At 44.9% G+C, this 17,782-nt stretch carries 17 protein-coding genes; 9 read left to right on the top strand and 8 right to left on the bottom strand.

Going from position 1 to position 17,782, the window contains the following annotated elements; translation table 11 throughout:
- The first annotated feature begins 100 nt into the window (after positions 1–100).
- The 6 genes from QOS07_RS02815 to QOS07_RS02790 all read left to right on the top strand — a co-directional run bounded on the left by QOS07_RS02815 (position 101) and on the right by QOS07_RS02790 (position 6,209).
- Positions 101–244, top strand: a complete 144-nt coding sequence (locus QOS07_RS02815; protein WP_283587505.1) for a teichoic acid D-Ala incorporation-associated protein DltX — start codon at positions 101–103, stop codon at positions 242–244.
- Between the two features lie 17 nt (positions 245–261).
- Positions 262–1,788 (top strand): D-alanine--poly(phosphoribitol) ligase subunit DltA, encoded by a 1,527-nt coding sequence (dltA, locus tag QOS07_RS02810; protein WP_283587488.1) that lies wholly within the window; start codon positions 262–264, stop codon positions 1,786–1,788.
- Positions 1,788–3,005, top strand: coding sequence for a D-alanyl-lipoteichoic acid biosynthesis protein DltB (gene dltB, locus QOS07_RS02805; protein ID WP_283587487.1), 1,218 nt, complete (start codon positions 1,788–1,790; stop codon positions 3,003–3,005). The genes dltA and dltB overlap by 1 nt, the downstream gene beginning before the upstream one ends.
- A gap of 30 nt (positions 3,006–3,035) precedes the next feature.
- On the top strand, positions 3,036–3,275 hold the full coding sequence (gene dltC / locus QOS07_RS02800; RefSeq protein WP_003714041.1) for a D-alanine--poly(phosphoribitol) ligase subunit DltC: 240 nt from the start codon (positions 3,036–3,038) through the stop codon (positions 3,273–3,275).
- The gene (gene dltD / locus QOS07_RS02795) at positions 3,268–4,560 is read left to right on the top strand and encodes a D-alanyl-lipoteichoic acid biosynthesis protein DltD (RefSeq protein ID WP_283587486.1); all 1,293 of its coding nucleotides are present in this window, start codon (positions 3,268–3,270) and stop codon (positions 4,558–4,560) included. Before dltC ends, dltD begins: the two co-directional genes overlap by 8 nt.
- Positions 4,561–4,709: 149 nt before the next feature.
- The gene (locus tag QOS07_RS02790; protein ID WP_283587485.1) at positions 4,710–6,209 is read left to right on the top strand and encodes an ABC transporter substrate-binding protein/permease; all 1,500 of its coding nucleotides are present in this window, start codon (positions 4,710–4,712) and stop codon (positions 6,207–6,209) included.
- A gap of 126 nt (positions 6,210–6,335) precedes the next feature.
- Here QOS07_RS02790 and QOS07_RS02785 read toward each other — a convergent pair whose 3' ends face one another.
- From QOS07_RS02785 to QOS07_RS02770, 4 genes are all read right to left on the bottom strand, one after another.
- Complete coding sequence (locus tag QOS07_RS02785) at positions 6,336–7,826, bottom strand: DEAD/DEAH box helicase (RefSeq protein ID WP_283587484.1); 1,491 nt, start codon at positions 7,824–7,826, stop codon at positions 6,336–6,338.
- A gap of 68 nt (positions 7,827–7,894) precedes the next feature.
- Positions 7,895–9,274 carry a UDP-N-acetylmuramoyl-tripeptide--D-alanyl-D-alanine ligase gene (locus QOS07_RS02780; RefSeq protein ID WP_283587483.1) on the bottom strand — a complete coding sequence of 460 codons (1,380 nt, stop codon included), beginning with the start codon at positions 9,272–9,274 and terminating at the stop codon, positions 7,895–7,897.
- A gap of 174 nt (positions 9,275–9,448) precedes the next feature.
- Positions 9,449–10,339 carry a zinc metalloprotease HtpX gene (gene htpX / locus QOS07_RS02775; RefSeq protein ID WP_283587482.1) on the bottom strand — a complete coding sequence of 297 codons (891 nt, stop codon included), beginning with the start codon at positions 10,337–10,339 and terminating at the stop codon, positions 9,449–9,451.
- A gap of 10 nt (positions 10,340–10,349) precedes the next feature.
- Positions 10,350–10,910, bottom strand: coding sequence for a LemA family protein (locus QOS07_RS02770; protein WP_283587481.1), 561 nt, complete (start codon positions 10,908–10,910; stop codon positions 10,350–10,352).
- Positions 10,911–11,046: 136 nt separating this feature from the next.
- Here QOS07_RS02770 and QOS07_RS02765 point away from each other — a divergent pair, with 136 nt between their 5' ends.
- The 3 genes from QOS07_RS02765 to QOS07_RS02755 all read left to right on the top strand — a co-directional run bounded on the left by QOS07_RS02765 (position 11,047) and on the right by QOS07_RS02755 (position 13,253).
- On the top strand, positions 11,047–11,508 hold the full coding sequence (locus tag QOS07_RS02765; protein WP_283587480.1) for a low molecular weight protein-tyrosine-phosphatase: 462 nt from the start codon (positions 11,047–11,049) through the stop codon (positions 11,506–11,508).
- A 162-nt stretch (positions 11,509–11,670) separates the two neighbouring features.
- Entirely contained in the window at positions 11,671–12,489 is an 819-nt protein-coding gene (locus QOS07_RS02760; protein WP_283587479.1) for a pyrroline-5-carboxylate reductase family protein, read from the top strand.
- Entirely contained in the window at positions 12,486–13,253 is a 768-nt protein-coding gene (locus tag QOS07_RS02755) for a VOC family protein (RefSeq protein ID WP_283587478.1), read from the top strand. The genes QOS07_RS02760 and QOS07_RS02755 overlap by 4 nt, the downstream gene beginning before the upstream one ends.
- Before the next feature lie 70 nt (positions 13,254–13,323).
- Here the strand turns inward: QOS07_RS02755 and QOS07_RS02750 are convergent, their stop codons facing one another.
- From QOS07_RS02750 to QOS07_RS02735, 4 genes are all read right to left on the bottom strand, one after another.
- On the bottom strand, positions 13,324–14,013 hold the full coding sequence (locus tag QOS07_RS02750) for a class A sortase (RefSeq protein ID WP_283587504.1): 690 nt from the start codon (positions 14,011–14,013) through the stop codon (positions 13,324–13,326).
- Positions 14,014–14,258: 245 nt separating this feature from the next.
- Positions 14,259–14,504 carry a type B 50S ribosomal protein L31 gene (locus QOS07_RS02745; RefSeq protein ID WP_003714015.1) on the bottom strand — a complete coding sequence of 82 codons (246 nt, stop codon included), beginning with the start codon at positions 14,502–14,504 and terminating at the stop codon, positions 14,259–14,261.
- A 93-nt stretch (positions 14,505–14,597) separates the two neighbouring features.
- On the bottom strand, positions 14,598–15,875 hold the full coding sequence (locus tag QOS07_RS02740) for a UDP-N-acetylglucosamine 1-carboxyvinyltransferase (protein ID WP_283587477.1): 1,278 nt from the start codon (positions 15,873–15,875) through the stop codon (positions 14,598–14,600).
- 195 nt (positions 15,876–16,070) lie between these two features.
- Positions 16,071–17,672 carry a CTP synthase gene (locus tag QOS07_RS02735; protein WP_283587476.1) on the bottom strand — a complete coding sequence of 534 codons (1,602 nt, stop codon included), beginning with the start codon at positions 17,670–17,672 and terminating at the stop codon, positions 16,071–16,073.
- Positions 17,673–17,782 lie beyond the last annotated feature (110 nt).

Below are 17,782 nucleotides of genomic sequence, written 5' to 3'. Positions count from 1 at the left end.
TACTTTAACCTAAAGTTACAAAAAGGTAAAAGTTACTATCCACAATTCACTATTACAGCAAATCGTGGTATTTTTTTATAAGCGAAAGGAGTGATTCATAATCTTTGCTAAAAGTATTAAGAATCATCCTACACTAAAGTTCATCCTAAAAACGGTGTTCTATTTTATCATCATTGTCCTGCTTATCTACTTATATGGTTACTATGGAGCGGGACAAGAACCGTTTATTTATAATGAATTCTAACGTGGAGGAAAGAAAAATTGATTAAAAACCTTGTTTCTGCTTTTGATCACATAGCAACGACCAACGCTGATCAAATTGCATACGACGAAATGGGCAAAAAGACTCGTTACGGTGAATTAAAAGCAGCTGCTGATAGTTTAGCCGCATGGCTGGACCAGCAAACACTAGCTGACCATAGTCCAATCATGGTATTTGGGGATCACCAAGTTGAAATGATTGCAAGCTTTATGGCCGCTCTCAAAACTGGTCATGCTTATATTCCGGTTTCATCGGGCTCAGCGCTACCACGGATTCAATCAATCCTCGATACTGGTAAGCCAAGCCTCATTCTTGCAATTGACGACTTCCCAGCTGACCAGCTGACAGTCGCCGCACCAATTATTGATAAAACACAGCTTGATAAAGTATTTACAAGCCACCATGCATTTAGCGGGTCCCACCCGGTAACAGGTGATGACCTCGCCTATATTCTTTTTACGTCTGGGACAACCGGTTCACCGAAAGGGGTCCAGGTTAGCCATGACAACTTAGTTTCCTTTACTAATTGGATGCTGAGTGAAGAGTTTAACCTGCCAGCTAAGGCTAACTACCTTGGCCAGCCACCATACTCATTTGACCTTTCAAATATGTTCTTGTACCCCGCATTGATGAGCGCAAGTACGGTCAAGGCACTGCCTCATGACGTCGTTGAAAACTTCGGCCAGCTCTTCACAGCGCTACCAACACTTAACCTTAATGTTTTTGTCGGTACGCCTTCTTTTGCTGACATGCTCATGCTCAGTCCGGCCTTTAGCGAAAAGCAAATGAGCCACCTGACCCACTTTTTGTTCTGTGGTGAAGAATTAACGGTAAAAACTGCTAAAAACTTACAAAAGCGGTTCCCACACGCTCATATTTTCAACACTTACGGGCCAACAGAAGCAACGGTTGCTGTTTCTGGAATTGAAATTACACCTGAGATTGTTGAAAACAGTGATCGGTTACCAGTTGGCTATGCTAAACCGGGCGTTGAACTTTCTATTTGGAAAGACGGCAAGCAAGTCACTACGCCTGATGAGCAGGGTGAAATTATCATTGCTGGCGATAGTGTCGCCCACGGTTACAAGAATAACCCTGAAAAAACTGCGCAGTCGTTCTTTAAACTAAACGGACAAAATGCTTACCGGACTGGTGATGCCGGGGTGCTCGATGAAGACGGGCTCCTTCACCATAAGGGACGGATGGACTTCCAAATTAAACTTCACGGTTTCCGGATTGAGCTGGATGAAGTTCGGGCTAGTCTGGAAAAGAGTCCATACATTAAGCAGGCTGTTGCCCTCCCTAAATACAACAAGGATGGTAAAGTTGCCCACTTGATTGCGGCCGTGATCCCAAAGGAGGCCGCTGTCGACCAAAACGAACTCACCACAAAGATTCGGGAAAGTTTGAAGGGCCTCATCATGCCTTACATGATGCCGACGCAATTTGTTTACCGAGAAAGCTTCCCAATGTCTGCAAACGGCAAGATTGCAGTTAAACAAATGATTAAAGAGGCTAACCAATAATGATTAATTGGATTTCAAGCCTACCAAACTTTAGCGCCTATGGTACCCCGGTTTACTTCTTTTATTTGATCCTTGCCTTATTACCACTGGGGATTGGCCTTTACTTTGGCAAACGTTTTAGTTGGTATGAAGCGTTAGTCAGTTTTGTTTTTATCTTCTTGATGTTTGATGGAAGCAGCTGGCAACAGGGAATCTCTTTAATTTGTTACGTGATCTACGAAACAATCCTAGTGATGTTTTATAGTCGTTACCGGAAAAAGCAAAACGGGACCGGGATCTTTTACCTGATCTCCGCCCTCTCAATTCTTCCGCTGGTAATCGTTAAGCTCTCGCCAGCGATGGTTGGGCATAATTCCCTGCTTGGTTTCTTGGGAATCTCTTACCTGACTTTCCGGGCAGTTGGAACCGTTATTGAGACCCGGGACGGCATGATTAAGGAAATTTCACCCTGGAAATTCATCCGTTTCATTCTCTTCATGCCAACAATTACTTCAGGACCAATTGACCGTTACCGGCGGTTTGAAAAGGACTACAAGAAGGTTCCCGACCGTGACCAATACTTAGGAATGGTCAGCAAGGGAATTTTCTACCTCTTCCTCGGTTTCCTGTATAAATTCGTGATCGGCTACTTCTTTGGTCAACGTTTCTACCCATTCTTTGAACGCCTGGCGCTGGGCGATAACACCGCCTTCTCGTGGCACATGCTCGGTGTCATGTACACTTACGGTTTCTACCTCTTCTTTGACTTTGCGGGATACTCACTCTTTGCAGTGGCAATTTCTTACTTCATGGGTGTTAAGACGCCAATGAACTTTAACCAACCGTTCAAGTCGAAGAACATTAAGGAATTCTGGAACCGGTGGCACATGAGCCTATCCTTCTGGTTCCGTGACTACATCTTCATGCGGTTTGTCTTTATGGCAACCAAGAAGCGGTGGTTTAAAAACCGGAATGCCTTGTCATCGACTGCCTACATGCTTAACATGGTACTGATGGGCTTCTGGCACGGGATTACCTGGTACTATATCCTGTATGGTTTCCTGCACGGGATTGCCCTGGTAGTTAATGACTGGTGGCTACGGTACAAACGTAAGCACCTGAAGAACCTGCCACATAATAAGTTGACGACCGGAATCGCCATCTTTATTACCTTTAACTTTGTTATGTTTACCTTTTTGATTTTCAGTGGTTTCCTGAATACATACTTTTTTAGCTAACCACCACTACTTTTAGGAGGATTATTAATTATGCAAGAACAAATTATCAACATTTTAGCCGACGCAACTGGTCGTGACGCTGCTGACTTCAGCGATGCTTCCCAAGACCTGTTCACTAGTGGTCTGTTAGACTCAATGGCAACTGTTAGCCTGCTCCTTGGTTTACAAGATGCCTTTGACGTTCAAGTTCCCGTTTCTGAATTCGACCGGAGTCAATGGAACACGATTGAAAAGATCGAACAACGGGTAAAGGAGCTTCAAAATGCATAACGGCCGGAAACTGTGGTCCATCTTCGGCCCCGTTATCCTGGCGTTCGTTTTAGTATTGGTTTTATTTTCACTACCAATTGAAAACAAGCACAGCCTCAAGACGGAAAAACAAGCTGCTGTTTCATTAAGCCCGGTTGTTTTCAAGAACCAGTCAATTAAGAAACAAGCACTCAGTGATAAGAAGGCTAACTTTGTTCCATTCTTTGGTTCTAGTGAATTGCGGCGGATGGACCGTTACCACCCGTCCGTAATGGCCGCCCGTTATCATAATTACACCCCCTTCCTCTTCGGTTCGCGGGGAACCCAGTCACTGCCACAGTTCTTCAATATCAACTCAATGGAGAACCAGATGACTGACCAAAAGGCGGTGTACATCATTTCCCCACAATGGTTTACCAAGCAAGGGGTAATGGCACCAGCATTTAAATACTATAACGGTTCATACGCTAACTTAACCTGGCTGCAAAAAGCTAATCCGAAGTCACCATATGACCGTTATACCGCCCGGCGGTTAATTGCCTTAATCGGAAAGGACGGGACGGTTGGTGCTGCTGCACGAAAGATTGCGGATGGCGAATCACTCAATGGATGGGACCGCTTGGTAATCAGTACCCGGATCAACATCCTGCAACATGAGGATGCTTTATTCTCGGCATTCCAAATCAACCAGAATTACCAAAAGTACATCCTGCCAAATATCAAGAAGCTGCCTAAGAAGTATAACTACCAAGCCCTCTACCAGGACGCGGTAAAGACCGGTGACCACGACACCACTAATAACCGTTTCCGGGTGAAGAACAGCTTCTACACTAAACGGATTAAGCCTCATGAAAAGCACCTAGCTGGTTCACAAAAGCACATCAATTACACTAAGTCACCTGAATATGGCGACCTAGAAGTAGTGCTCAACCAGTTTAAGAACACCAATTCCAACGTCTTGTTCGTTATTCCACCAGTTAACGCTAAGTGGGAGAAGTTCACGGGAATGGATATGGACATGTACTACCGGACCGTTGATAAGATTAAGTTCCAACTGAAGGAACAAGGTTTTAACAACGTGCTTGACCTTTCCCATGACGGTGGGAAGACTTCCTTTATGGAAGATACCATCCACATTGGCTGGGCTGGTTGGGTTAAGTTTGACCAGGCAACGAATAACTTCATTTCAAAGAAGCAGCCAACACCTCACTACCAGCTCAATGACCGCTTCTTAAGTCCTGAGTGGCGGAACTTAAACCCTACCCCAGCTAACCTGCAAAAATTCAAGGAACAATTAAATAAGTAATTTTCGTAGTAAAAGACCGCGCAGTTTCGGTAATAGCCGAACGAGCGCGGTTTTTTTATTACCTCTTATTGAATAATTATTACTTTAGATTGCATATAAGCTGTTAATGATGTATATTTAAACTAATTTATGTTAAGGAAGTTATAATTATGCGGAAAGTTAAGCACTTATTACTATTAATTGCTATTCTTCTCCCCTTCCTAATCGCTCCAGCAACTATTTCCGCTGATGCAACTAGCACTTCTTCAAGTAACACTAGTAGCAGGCAGACAAGTGTCGCCGCGATTAAGAAGCGGGGAAAGATTATTATTGGGACTGCCGCGGACTATCCACCATATGAATTCTCCGTCAAGGTCAACGGGGTCAGTAAACGGGTCGGGATCGATATTGACCTCGGAAAGCAACTAGCTAAGGACCTGGGCGTAAAGGCCGAGTTTAAGGTAATGAACTTCGATTCCCTACTCGTTGCCCTCGAAACCCATAAGGTCGATGTCGTGATTGCTGCCATGAGTCCAACTCCAGAACGGGCTAAGAGCGTTGACTTCTCCAAGGTTTACTACGGGGACAACCAGGACATTGTAATTAACAAGTCTGAAGAGTCAAAGTACAAGACACTAAGCGACTTTAATGGCAAGGTAATTGGAGCCCAAAATGGTTCTGAGCAGTATGACCTGGCTAAGCAGCAAATGAAAGGCGCTAAGCTAAAAGGACTTGACCGGGTTAACAACCTAATCATCGCCCTCCAATCCCATAAAGTTGACGGGGTGGTAATGGACTCAACCCGGGCAAAGGCGTTTGTTGCCAATAACAATAAGCTGAAAGCTATTAACCCGCATTTCAAGGTTAGTGGTCAGCAAGGGACTGCCATCGCCGTTGCTAAAGATTCACCAGGCCTTGTCGCTGCAACCAACAAAACCATTACCAAGCTACAAAAGAACGACACTTTTGACAAGGTGTACGTTCCCCGGGCTGGTAAGTACATGAGCCAGGGTACAAAGCAAAACACCATGTGGAACTACTGGACCTATTTTGCACAAGGAATTGAATACACCCTGATTATTACTATTTTCTCCGTTCTCTTCGGTTTTATCTTAGGACTAATCTTTGCAGCGTTGCGGCGGTCTAATAATAAGGTCCTCCACAGTTTAGCAATTGCCTACATCGAATTTATCCGGGGAACCCCAATGATGGTCCAAGTAATGTTCGTTTACTTCGGTATTGGGGAAATTATTCAAAATATTCCAGCAGTAGTCGCCGGGATTATTGCCGTTTCGATCAATTCTGGGGCCTATGTCGCAGAAATTATCCGGTCAGGAATTCAAGCAGTGGACCACGGCCAAGTTGAGGCTTCACGGAGCTTAGGAATGAGTAAGAAAACGACGATGCATTACATCATCATGCCCCAAGCATTGCGTAACATTTGGCCAGCTCTCGGGAATGAATTCATCACCCTGTTGAAGGACAGTTCAATTATTTCTGTCATTGGAGTATCAGAATTGATGTACCAAACTCAACTAGTCCAATCCGCTACCTATAAGGGTGCCCTCCCCTTATTTATCGCAATGATGATCTACTTCATCTTAACCTTCTCTCTAACGCGCCTGTTAAACTATGGTGAACGGAAACTTAACCGGCCAGGACGGGCATAGGCGGAGTTGTGACCCACAAGGTAAGTGTTATTACAATAAAAAGTCGCGCAGCGTTCATTTTTGCGAACGTTGCGCGACTTTTATATTTTTTCAATTTATACCGATCAGGGAAGAAAAAATTGCTTATTAATCTTCCTTCCGGTGACGGATATTAAAGGAATGACGGCTAGAATGACTACGCCCATGGTTATCACGGTGGTAGTTCCGTGAACGGTAATTATTATTCCGCCGGTGTTTATTCCGGTGGTAATGGTTACCGCCATGATAATCTTTCCGCTTACCACCGTGGTGGCGCCGCGGTAATGGTCGTTCTGGCGTGATCTTAACTGGAACTTCGCTGGCAGCTTCCTTAGTCATGTCGTTAAGAAGTGCGGCTACTAGGTCAGTTGCATCGTGCGTTTCCAATAATTGTTCGGCTGCTTCCTTGTAACGGTCAGTCGAATCCTGGGCGATTAATTCGTCAATATCATTAAAGGCACTGGCAACCTGTCCCTTGAACGCTTCCTCAGCCGATGGCGGCTTCAGTGGCAGCATCCGTACCCGGGTTAACTTTTCAATTTCATGCAAGTAGTCCATTTCATTTGGTGTAACAAAGGTCAGCGACGTACCGTGGTGCCCGGCACGACCCGTCCGGCCAATCCGGTGAACATAGCTATCCGGATCTGATGGAATATCATAATTATAAACGTGGGTCACACCAGAAATATCAAGACCCCGGGCAGCCACATCAGTTGCTACCAGGATATCCAGGTCACCATTCTTAAATTTCTTCATGATCTTCGTCCGCCGGTCCTGCGTAAGATCGCCATGAATTCCAGCAGCGTTGTAGCCACGAGCAATTAATCCCTTTGACAATTCATCAACCCGGCGCTTTGTTCGCCCAAAGACAATTGTTAGGTCGGGATCCTGAACATCAATTAAGCGGGTCATAATATCGAACTTTTCGTAGTCACGAGCCCGGACATAGTATTGGTCAACCAGGTCGGTCGTTAATTCCTTCGCCTTGATCCGGACTGTTTCCGGATTAGTCATAAACTGTTCACCAATCTTCTTGATCTCTGGTGGCATCGTTGCAGAGAAAAGTAGGGTTTGGCGGTCAACCGGCGTCTCGTTGATGATGGCTTCGATATCCTCTAAGAATCCCATGTTCAGCATTTCGTCAGCTTCATCAAGCACTAAGGTTTGGATGTGGTCGAGCTTAACCGTATGCCGGCCAATGTGATCACGCAAGCGTCCCGGAGTACCAACCAGGATTTGTGGATGGTGCTTCAAGCTCTTAATTTGCCGCCGAATATCAGCACCACCGTAAACAACCTGTACCCGGGCATGCTTATCCTTTCCCAGGCGGTAAAGTTCTTCCTGGGTCTGGATAGCCAGTTCACGAGTTGGCGAAATGATAATGGCTTGGATGTTTGGATTATCAGTATCAATGTGTTCAATAATCGGTAAACCAAACGCGGCCGTTTTACCAGTCCCCGTCTGTGCTTGACCAATTACATCCTGGCCCTTTAACACCATTGGAATGGTTTGTTCTTGGATCGGGGTTGCTTCTTCATAGCCGCTCCGCTTAATTGCCTTTAATAGACTCTGCGATAATCCTAATTCGCTAAATTTCAAAAAATTTCCTCCTAAAAATGACCAGCCGGCTGGTGGGATAATCACCAATGCCGACTGGTAATCAATATTTATTGTTCTTTAATTGCTGCTAAGACGTTTTCCAGGTGGATACCGTGACTAGCTTTTAATAAGACCATATCCTTAGCAGTCAATTCTGCATCCAGGTCAGCAGTAAGCTGGTCTAGCTGGTCTGCTTGGTAATAGTGAATTGCTTCTGCCGGATAGCCATCCTGCAAAAGCTTATCCCGTAAGTATTGCATTTCTTTACCCACGAGGTATACTTCCTGAATCTGATCAGGGTCAATTTGTTCTGCTAGACTCGCATGTAGGCGTGGCGCCGCATCCCCAAGCTCAAGCATATCCCCGAGCACTGCAATCCGCTTCCCATCTACTGGTATTACGGCAATGGTCTTTAAGACCTGCTTGGCTGCCGTTGGGTTGGAATTGTAGACATCGCTTAAGATCTGCGCACCAGCTTTACTCTTAAACCACTCTACCCGGTTTTCTGTTAATTCAACGTTTGCTAAAGCATCCTTCATGTGTGCCGGCGTAATATGGAGCCGTTCACCTACTGCCATCGCCGCTAAAGCATTATTAACGTTGTATTCACCGACCATTGGGATGGTGAAATCTTCATCAGGCCACTTATTAACCTTAAATTCAATTGACCGGTTGCCATCGTTTACGCTGGTTGCATAAATATCATCATCCAGCTGCCGACCAAAACGAACGGTTTGTTGTGGTAATTCCTTAACTCGCTCATTTAATAGTGGTTCATCACCATTATAAACGAGGGTGCCGTCTTCCTTTAAGCCGTTAGTAATCTCCATTTTCGCATCCGCGATCTTATCACGGGTACCGAAGAATTCAATGTGCGCTTCCCCAATCATGGTGATTACTGCAATATCAGGGCTGACTAACCTGCTTAAGAAATCGAGCTGGCCAAAACGGTCCATCCCCATCTCAACAACTACTACTTCGGTGTTGGATTCCATGTTTAATAGAGTAACCGGCACACCAATTTCGTTGTTAAAGTTAGCATAGGTCTTAGTAACATTCAGTTGGGTACTTAAAATCGACGCAATCATATCCTTGGTCGTCGTCTTACCATTGCTGCCGGTAACCGCCACAACCAATGGGTTAATCTTGCGTAAGTAGTACTTCCCTAATTGTTGGAGAGCTTTCAGTGGATCTGCTACCACCAGCAGTGGGTGCTGATGGTCAGTTAGCTCATGATCACTAGCCCACAGTGAAGCTGCGGCTCCATTAGTAAATGCAGTCTCAACGTATTGGTGGCCATCGTGTGCCCCCTGAAGCGGAATAAAAAGTGCTCCCTTTTCTAGGTGGCGACTGTCGAAGGAAACGCTGGTTACTTCAACGTTTTTCCATTGTTCAATTTCATTTTGCGCGTTGATTGCACTAGCAATCTCAGCTAACTTCATCTTCATTGAAAAGCTACCTCTTCTTTTGATACTTTCGTCTAGCTTTTTAATTATACCACCCTCAGCAAAGAAAGACGATAAGAAAGCGAAAGCTAGCAACCAGAACCGCTTTACTCGGAAAATACTTACCCATTAAAAATAACCTCCTAACGTTTATTATTAAACATTAGAAGGTATTGATTACATTTCTTCCAGTCGCTTAATCCGTGCATCCAACGGCGGATGAGTGGCAAAGAGGTCATCATACCAGTGATGGTGCCCATTCTCTTCTGGATCACTAATATAAAGTCCACTGCTGCTAGGAGCGACGTGTTTCATCGGCTGGGCAGTTTTCAATTTTTCAAGTGCGCTAATCATCCCATGGGGGTTACGCGTCAATTCAACTGAACCCGCATCGGCCAAATATTCCCGGTTCCGGGAAAGAGCCATCTGCGCAATCGTAGCTGCTAATGGGGCAAGGATAATCAGTAAAATTGAACCGATTATTGCAAAAACACTGCCGCCATCGTCATCATCGTCCCTGCTGCCACCAAACCACCAAAAGTTGCCGGCAAAGTTAACAAGCATGCTAATCGCCGCTGATAATGCCAGGGCAATCGTCTGGAGTCGAATATCGTAGTTGCGAACGTGACTCATTTCATGTCCCATTACTGCTTCTAGTTCTTCACGGTTCATGATCTGGAGCAGTCCCGTGGTCGCTGCCACCGCTGCGTGTTGCGGGTTGTTACCCGTAGCAAACGCGTTTGGACTGGGATCATCAATGATGTACACCCGCGGCATTGGAACCTGAGCAACCATTGCCATATCTTCAACCACGTGCCATAAAGCCGGTGCTTCCTGGGCCGAATGAATTTCATGCGCATTATTCATGTTCATTACCACATCAGTTGACTGGCCGATAATCACGGACATGTAAATAAGGGCAATGATGCCAGCGATGATTACCCCACCGATCGCTGACCGGGCAAAGAGGTAGCCGATTGCCGCTCCAATCACTGCCACTAACAGGAAGAAGCCAGCCATCACTACAATCGTCTTCCGCTTATTACGCGCAATTTGTTGGTACAGCATTTAAACCACCCTAATCGTCAAAAGATACCTTTGGCGTTTCCTTCGCCGTTTCAGGAACTTGTAAGTAGTCCATTTTCGTAAAGTGGTGCAACTTAGCAACCAGGTTACTAGGGAAGGTTTGGATCTTAGCATCGAGGGCTGCTACCGTACTGTTATACAACTGCCGTGAATAAGCAATCTTATTTTCGGTGTTGCTTAACTCCTCCATTAATTGCTGGTACTCGGTGCTGGCCTTTAAGTCGGGGTAGTTTTCTGCGACCGCAAACAGGGTCCGTAACGTTCCCGTCAGTTCATTGGAAACTTCCATCTTTTTCGCATGATCATCATCAGGAACGTTATTTAAATCAGTCCGCAGCTGCGTAACCTTTTCCAACGTTGAGGCTTCATACTTACTGTATCCCTTAACCGTGGATACTAAGTTTGGAATCAAGTCGTTTCGCCGTTGCAATTGAACATCAATCTGACTCCAGGATTCTTGTGCGTGAACCCGCAGTTGGACTAAGCTGTTATACAGGGCAATATAGATCCCAATAATAATTACAATTACCAGGATTGCGATAATTACTGCCATTCTGTACTCCTCCTTTTTAAGACTATTTGTTAGTATTTTACCAAATTTACCCCTGAAGCGATATTATTCAGCACCACCTTAGCAAAACTTTACAAGTTCATGTATGATTAAGGTAACAATCTGTGAGGTGTTAGAAATGAATGTTTTATTTGTCTGTCTCGGTAATATCTGCCGGTCACCAATGGCAGAAAGTATGTTCCGTCAACTAGTTGATCAGGCTGGCCTTAGTAACAAAATCCAGGTTGATTCAGCCGGTACAAGTGATGAAGAAGAGGGCAATCCACCCCACCCTGGGGCCCAGCAAACGATGCGGGCACACGGCCTCCCAATAACGGGGCTCGTTTCACGGCCGATTACGCAGCACGACTATGCGTGGGCCGACTATATTATCTGCATGGATAACATGAACCTATATAACCTGCGCCGGATGGCACCAGTCGACGATATTGCTAAGATTCACCTAGCCAATGAGCTGGTACCGGGCCATGAGCAAGAAGAAATCCCCGACCCGTGGTATACCCACCGTTTTGAAGATACTTACCAAAGTCTTGCCCGGGCATTGCCGCTCTGGCTGGATAAAATTGAAAATGAACTTTAGGTCAAAAACGCCGCTGATAGTTAGACTGTGACAAAACTTACTTGGGTCACGAATCTGCTACCGGCGTTTTTTATTAACTAACTTTTTAGCAGGCTTTTTATTAGGCTTACTGGGTAAAATACGTTACGATAATCCCAATATCTTTAGAAGAGGTGAACTTTAATGACTATCAAGGTCTACTCATTTGGTGGTGGCCAAATGGTTGAAGCAATGTTACGGGCAGCATTAAAGAAAGGAGTGGTTACTGCAAATGAGACGGGAATCGTTGATATTGCCGCACCACGGGTTAAGTACTTGCAGGAGCAGTACGGGTTCGCAGCACAGCAAGAGCCAGACTGGGACCACGTTGCTACTGCCGATATCGTTATCCTGGGCGTGCGGCCACAAGATAACTGGGCTCAAATCATGAAGGGCCTGGTCGAACACCACTACCAAAAAGACGTTATCTCAATTATTGCTGGTGTATCGCTGGCACAGCTAACGTCAAAGGACGACCAATTTGCCGTTACCCGAATTATTCCAAACACTCTTACCGACGTTGCTCTGGGTTACAGCGGGGTTGTGAAGAATAATAATGCTAACCAGGAAGTAGTTGAAGCATTCCTTAAGAGTTTCGGAAAAATTGACTATCTTGATGAGTCGCTTCTTGATGTCTTTACCGGTTATGGCGTTGCCGGGCCAAACTACATCTATAATTTCTTAATTATCTTTACTAATGCTGGTGTTCTTGCCGGTTTACCACGCCAGCAGGCCAACAAACTTGCTATCGAAAACTTAAAGGCAGCCGCTGCCTTTGTTGAGCAAAGTGGTAAGCACCCGGCGGAATTATTGGACATTAATAATTCTGCCGGTGGGGTAGGAATTACCGCCCAGCATGAACTAGATAAAAGCTCTTTTGCAGCTGGAATTGAAAATGCCGTCTTAGCAGCGGTCAAGCGGACTAAAGAACTTGGCAAGCGAAACGCAGGTGATCAAAAATGACTGAGATACTAAACTGGGACCACACGATGATTGATGTTACCGATCTCGAAAACGCCATCAACTACTTTAATGGTCATGGATTTGGCTTCACTCATGGCGGAAAACATGAGTACTGGGGAACCGAGAACGCCCTCGATTATTTTGGAATGAACTACATCGAATTACTGACCGTCGCAGACAAGGAACAGGCAAAGCAATTTCCATACAAAAATAATTCGGGAATTTATGATGCAGTTGAAGACTATTTTAACGGTATCCAGCGCTTCACAACCTTTGCTATCCGTTCTAATAACATTGAAGCAACCCACCGCCGATTAGCAAATGCCGGAATTGATGTCGGTGACATTACAAGCGGCAAGCGGGTTGACCCGGATGGTAATTTGATCCAGTGGAAGATTTTTTACGTTAACGATAACCTTCCTAACAACCTGCCGGCACCCTTCTTTATCCAGTGGGGAGAGCCGGACCCGCAGCGGAAGCAGACATTGACCAAAAAAGGCCTGATCAAAAGCCATGCTGCTGGCGATCTTTGTGTTAAGCAAGCAATTTTCAACGTGGAAAATCCACAGGCAGTTGCCCAGGAGTTAGGAAAGATGCTTATCACAACCCCGCTTCGTGATGGTGACAACTACGTGATTAATATTAGTAACCGCCAATTTATTTTTAAGCACGGCAGTGAGAACCGGATTGTTAAACTAGTCTTTAATGGTGCTAAGAAGAAAACGACACTGCAACTTGACCAAATTGAATTTGAACTGAAATAAGTGTAAGGGGTTCGTGACAAAACTCGGTTTTGTCACGAACCCCTTACACTTGTTTTAAATGCTTTATATTTTATGATGCACGACCAGTAGTGTACTTACTGCTGAAGTTCTTTTGCACGTTCTGTGGTGCTTGCTTAAATGGCTCTGATTTTACAAACCGGCCCCGCAATAATAACCGTTTCTGCCCATTATCATTGCAGGTAATCAGGGTAATAATTGGTTGCTTAGTATCGTTAACCACTTCTACCTGCGTCGGTTCGATAAACTTTCGCTCATATAACTTATACTCATATACACGCTTTAGGTCAGTGATGTAGACCTTTTGACCAACCTTAGCGTGGTAGTACAGCGGTGAAAATAAGATCTTACTACCGTTAGCCATGTTATGACCAGCTAACGCATAGTTGCCTTTCCCCATCTGCATATCAGGACGCATTGTTCCGGCCGCCAAAGCTAACGTCGTGTTGTCGACCCCCTTCGCAATCGGGATCGTCATGTTGGAATCTGGTGCGGTAATTTCACCAATAATGTTAATTGGTTGTTTCTTCGCCCGTGCCTGAGCCGCCGTCTGTAGGTTAAGATCCTTAACGTCACTATAGTTATACGTTGCTTTCTTAGATGAATCCCGGGCAATTGACTGCTGGGTAATTGCCGGACGGTAGGTTCCAACAAGGTGTTCCTTGATTTGCTGGTTAAAAATCAAGCATGCCGAAATAATTAGTAGGATAACCACTAACGTCCAGCGGAGCCAATTCGGCATTCCCTTTCTTTTTTTCTTTTCCACGCTACGTCCTCCTCCATCTGCTAAACTTTTTCTAGTCTACCATAAATTACCATTACGTGATACTAGCTTGCCTACAATAAGGAAAAGCTCCTCGACATTCCTTAGCTAGCCTTGCAGGTCGCGCATTATCCTGCAATTACGGTGTAACACTCGAAAAAAATAGGAGACTGAGAAGAAAATAAACTTTCTTCCCAGTCTCCCCTTTTGTAAAGTAGTAAGACTTACTTGAGACCGTACTTCTTGTTGAACTTGTCCACTGCACCATCGGCTTGAGTAAACTTTTGCTTACCAGTATAGAATGGGTGTGAATCAGAAGTAACTTCAACCCGGATTAATGGGTATTCGTTGCCGTCTTCCCACTTGATGGTTTCCTTTGAAGTTGCAGTAGAACCAGAAATAAACTTGTAACCAGTAGAAGAATCTTCAAATACTACTGGATGGTAATCTGGATGAATTCCTTGTTTCATAACTTAATACGCTCCTTTTGCCATGAATCATTGCCTGAAACATAGATAATCAACCCTAACAGAATAACACGAATCAATTATCAACGCAACAGCTTAACTAATTTTTACTGAAGAATCATCTTCAATTGAGACATTTGCGTGCAGCCGATTGAGTTTCCAAACAATCCGGTCGTAGCCCCGCAAAATGTTGCCGGCATTATTAATTACCGTTGTACCATCAGCCATTAAGCCGGCGATGGTCAGTGCAGCACCCGCACGGATTTCGCCAGCACTAACATTTGCGCCGTGTAAATGGTCGGTGTGTTTTACGATAATTGTCCCATCATGAGCTTCAATCCGCATCCCCATCTTTTGTAATTCGGGAACGTGCTTTACCCGCTTTGGATAAATTGTATCAACGATCACGCTATCACCATCAGCCAATGACATCAGTGGCGTCAGTGGTTGCTGGAGGTCAGTTGCAAAGCCAGGGAATGGCATTGTCTTAACGTGAACCGGCTTTAGCTTTGTCGTCTTTGGAACATAGATTTTATCACTATCAATCTGTAGGTCGACACCCATTTCAATCATTTTACTAGTAAATGATTCAAGGTGCTCAGGGATAACGTTGTGGATCATCACCCCATCACCCAACGCTGCAGCAAGTGCAAGGTAAGTCCCAGACTCAATCCGGTCCGCAATAATTGTATGGGTGTTCATTGATTGGAGCGTGCTAACCCCCGTAATCCGAATGGTATCAGTTCCAACACCACGGATTTTAGCACCCATATTATTCAGGAAAGTTGCTAAGTCAATAATTTCCGGTTCACGTGCCGCGTTTTCAATCACCGTGGTTCCCTCAGCACGAACCGCTGCTAAGATGGCATTAATCGTTGCACCCACAGAAACCATATCCAAAAAGATACGCGCTCCGTGTAAGCCATTTGCTGCCTCCAGGTGAACCGTTCCATGGTTCTCGCTAACGGTTGCGCCCAGCGCTTTAAAGGCCTTTAAGTGCTGGTCGATTGGCCGCGGACCAATGTTATCCCCACCAGGGAAGGTTAAAGTTGCACGGTGAAAACGACCTAATAACGCGCCCATAAAGTAATAAGAAGCCCGTAAGCTCTTAATTGCCTTGCTTGGAAGTTCAGCTTCGATGATTTGGGTTGGGTCAATGTCCAGAACGCCGTGGCTAAACTCTGACTTAACGTTCATTGACTTTAAAATGATCATCAGATTGTGAACATCCAAGATATCCGGTACAGTATCAAATTGTACTGGTGTATCCGCTAAGATAGCAGCTGGAATTAACGCAACGGTACTGTTCTTTGCACCACCGATGGTTACTTCACCCGACAGTCGGTTTCCTCCTTGAATGATCATTCGTTTCATTTCCGTGTTTCCTCACTTAAAAAGTTAGTTAGTTTCAACATTAATTTTAAAACTTCAGCTATTGTTAATAAACAATCATTAGTAATGATAATTAATTGTTTATTAAATTACAACCTTTTACAAGCAATCTTAAGGAAATTAAAAGGGAGAACGACTCTTTACGCGCTCCCCCTAATCATTTTTTAATTTTCCTAATTACTTACTAGCAGCGGCCTTAATGAAGGCGGCAAATAATCCTTCTGGACGGTTTGGCCGTGACAAGAATTCAGGGTGGTACTGGGCAGCCACAAAGAACTTCTTCTCTGGTAGCTCAACCACTTCTACTAAGTTCCGGTCAGGGTTGACCCCAGAAACAACTAAACCGTGGTCCTCCATTTCTTGACGGTAAGCGTTATTGAATTCATAGCGGTGACGGTGACGTTCACTAATCATTGACTTGTTGTCATAAGCAGCGGCGGCAACTGACCCTGCCTTTAACTTGCATGGATAGGCACCAAGACGTTGGGTTCCTCCCATGTTCTCAACGTCTTCTTGGTCAGACATCAGGTCAATAATATTGTGTTCCGTGTTAGGATCGAATTCAGTGGAATTAGCATCCTTGTAGCCAAGGACGTCACGAGCAAATTCGATGCAAGCCGTTTGCATTCCCAAGCAAATTCCCAAGTAAGGCACATCGTTTTCACGGGCATACTTGATAGCCGTAATCATCCCTTCAATTCCACGGCTACCAAAACCACCCGGTACTAAAATTCCATCGTAATCCTTCAACGTTTCTGCAACATTATCTGACGTGATATTTTCCGCATTAAAGTGGTCAATCTTAACCTTTGCATCTACTGGGTAACCGGCATGGCGAAGTGCTTCGTTAACCGAGATGTAAGCATCTTGCAGGTCGGTATATTTACCAACCATCGCAATCTTGACCGTCTTTGTCAGTTCATTTTCAATGTGGTTAACCATGTTGGTCCACTCACGCATGTCGGCAACTGGTACATCCAGGTTAAAGTGGTCAACAACCAGTTGGTCCATCCCCTGCTTTTGCAAGTTCAACGGAATTTCATACAGGGTATTAACATCGAGGGATTCAATTACCGCCTTCGGATCAACATCACAGAAGAGGGCAATCTTCTGTCGCATTCCATCCGTGATTGGCTTTTCAGTCCGGACAACTAAGATATTTGGCTGAATTCCTAATCCCCGCAGTTCACGCACACTGTGCTGGGTTGGCTTCGTCTTCATTTCACCAGCAGCCCGCAAGTAAGGAATCAAGGTAGTGTGAATGTAAAGGACATTTTCTGCCCCTACTTCCTCACGCATTTGCCGAATTGCTTCCATAAATGGTTGGGATTCAATATCACCAACGGTTCCACCGATTTCAGTGATAACCACTTCGGCATCCTTACTTTCACCAGCCCGTTTAATCTTATCCTTAATAGCGTTTGTAATGTGTGGAATTACTTGGACGGTCCGTCCCAAGTAATCGCCCCGCCGTTCCTTACGCAGTACTTCGGAGTAGATCTTACCAGTAGTGACGTTAGAATACTTGTTTAAGTCGTTGTCAATAAACCGTTCGTAGTGACCAAGGTCCAAGTCGGTTTCAGTACCATCATCAGTAACGAACACTTCACCGTGTTGGTATGGGCTCATCGTACCAGGATCCACGTTGATGTATGGGTCAAATTTTTGGATTGCCACTTTTAATCCACGGTTCTTTAACAAACGACCGAGGGAAGCGGCAACGATCCCCTTTCCTAATGATGAAACAACCCCACCGGTTACAAAAATGTACTTCGTCATTGCTTTACTACTCCTTTGTTTAATTCTTAGGGAACCCACTAAATAAACAAAAGCTCCCCATTTCAAATTGAAATAGGGAGCTCCTTATTTATACGAACTTCGTAGCCTGT

The sequence above is a fragment of the Limosilactobacillus viscerum genome (assembly GCF_947387525.1).
GTDB classification, from domain to species: Bacteria; Bacillota; Bacilli; order Lactobacillales; family Lactobacillaceae; genus Limosilactobacillus; species Limosilactobacillus viscerum.
Note: the sequence above shows the minus strand (reverse complement) of the source record. Positions and strands in the feature narration are given on the sequence as shown.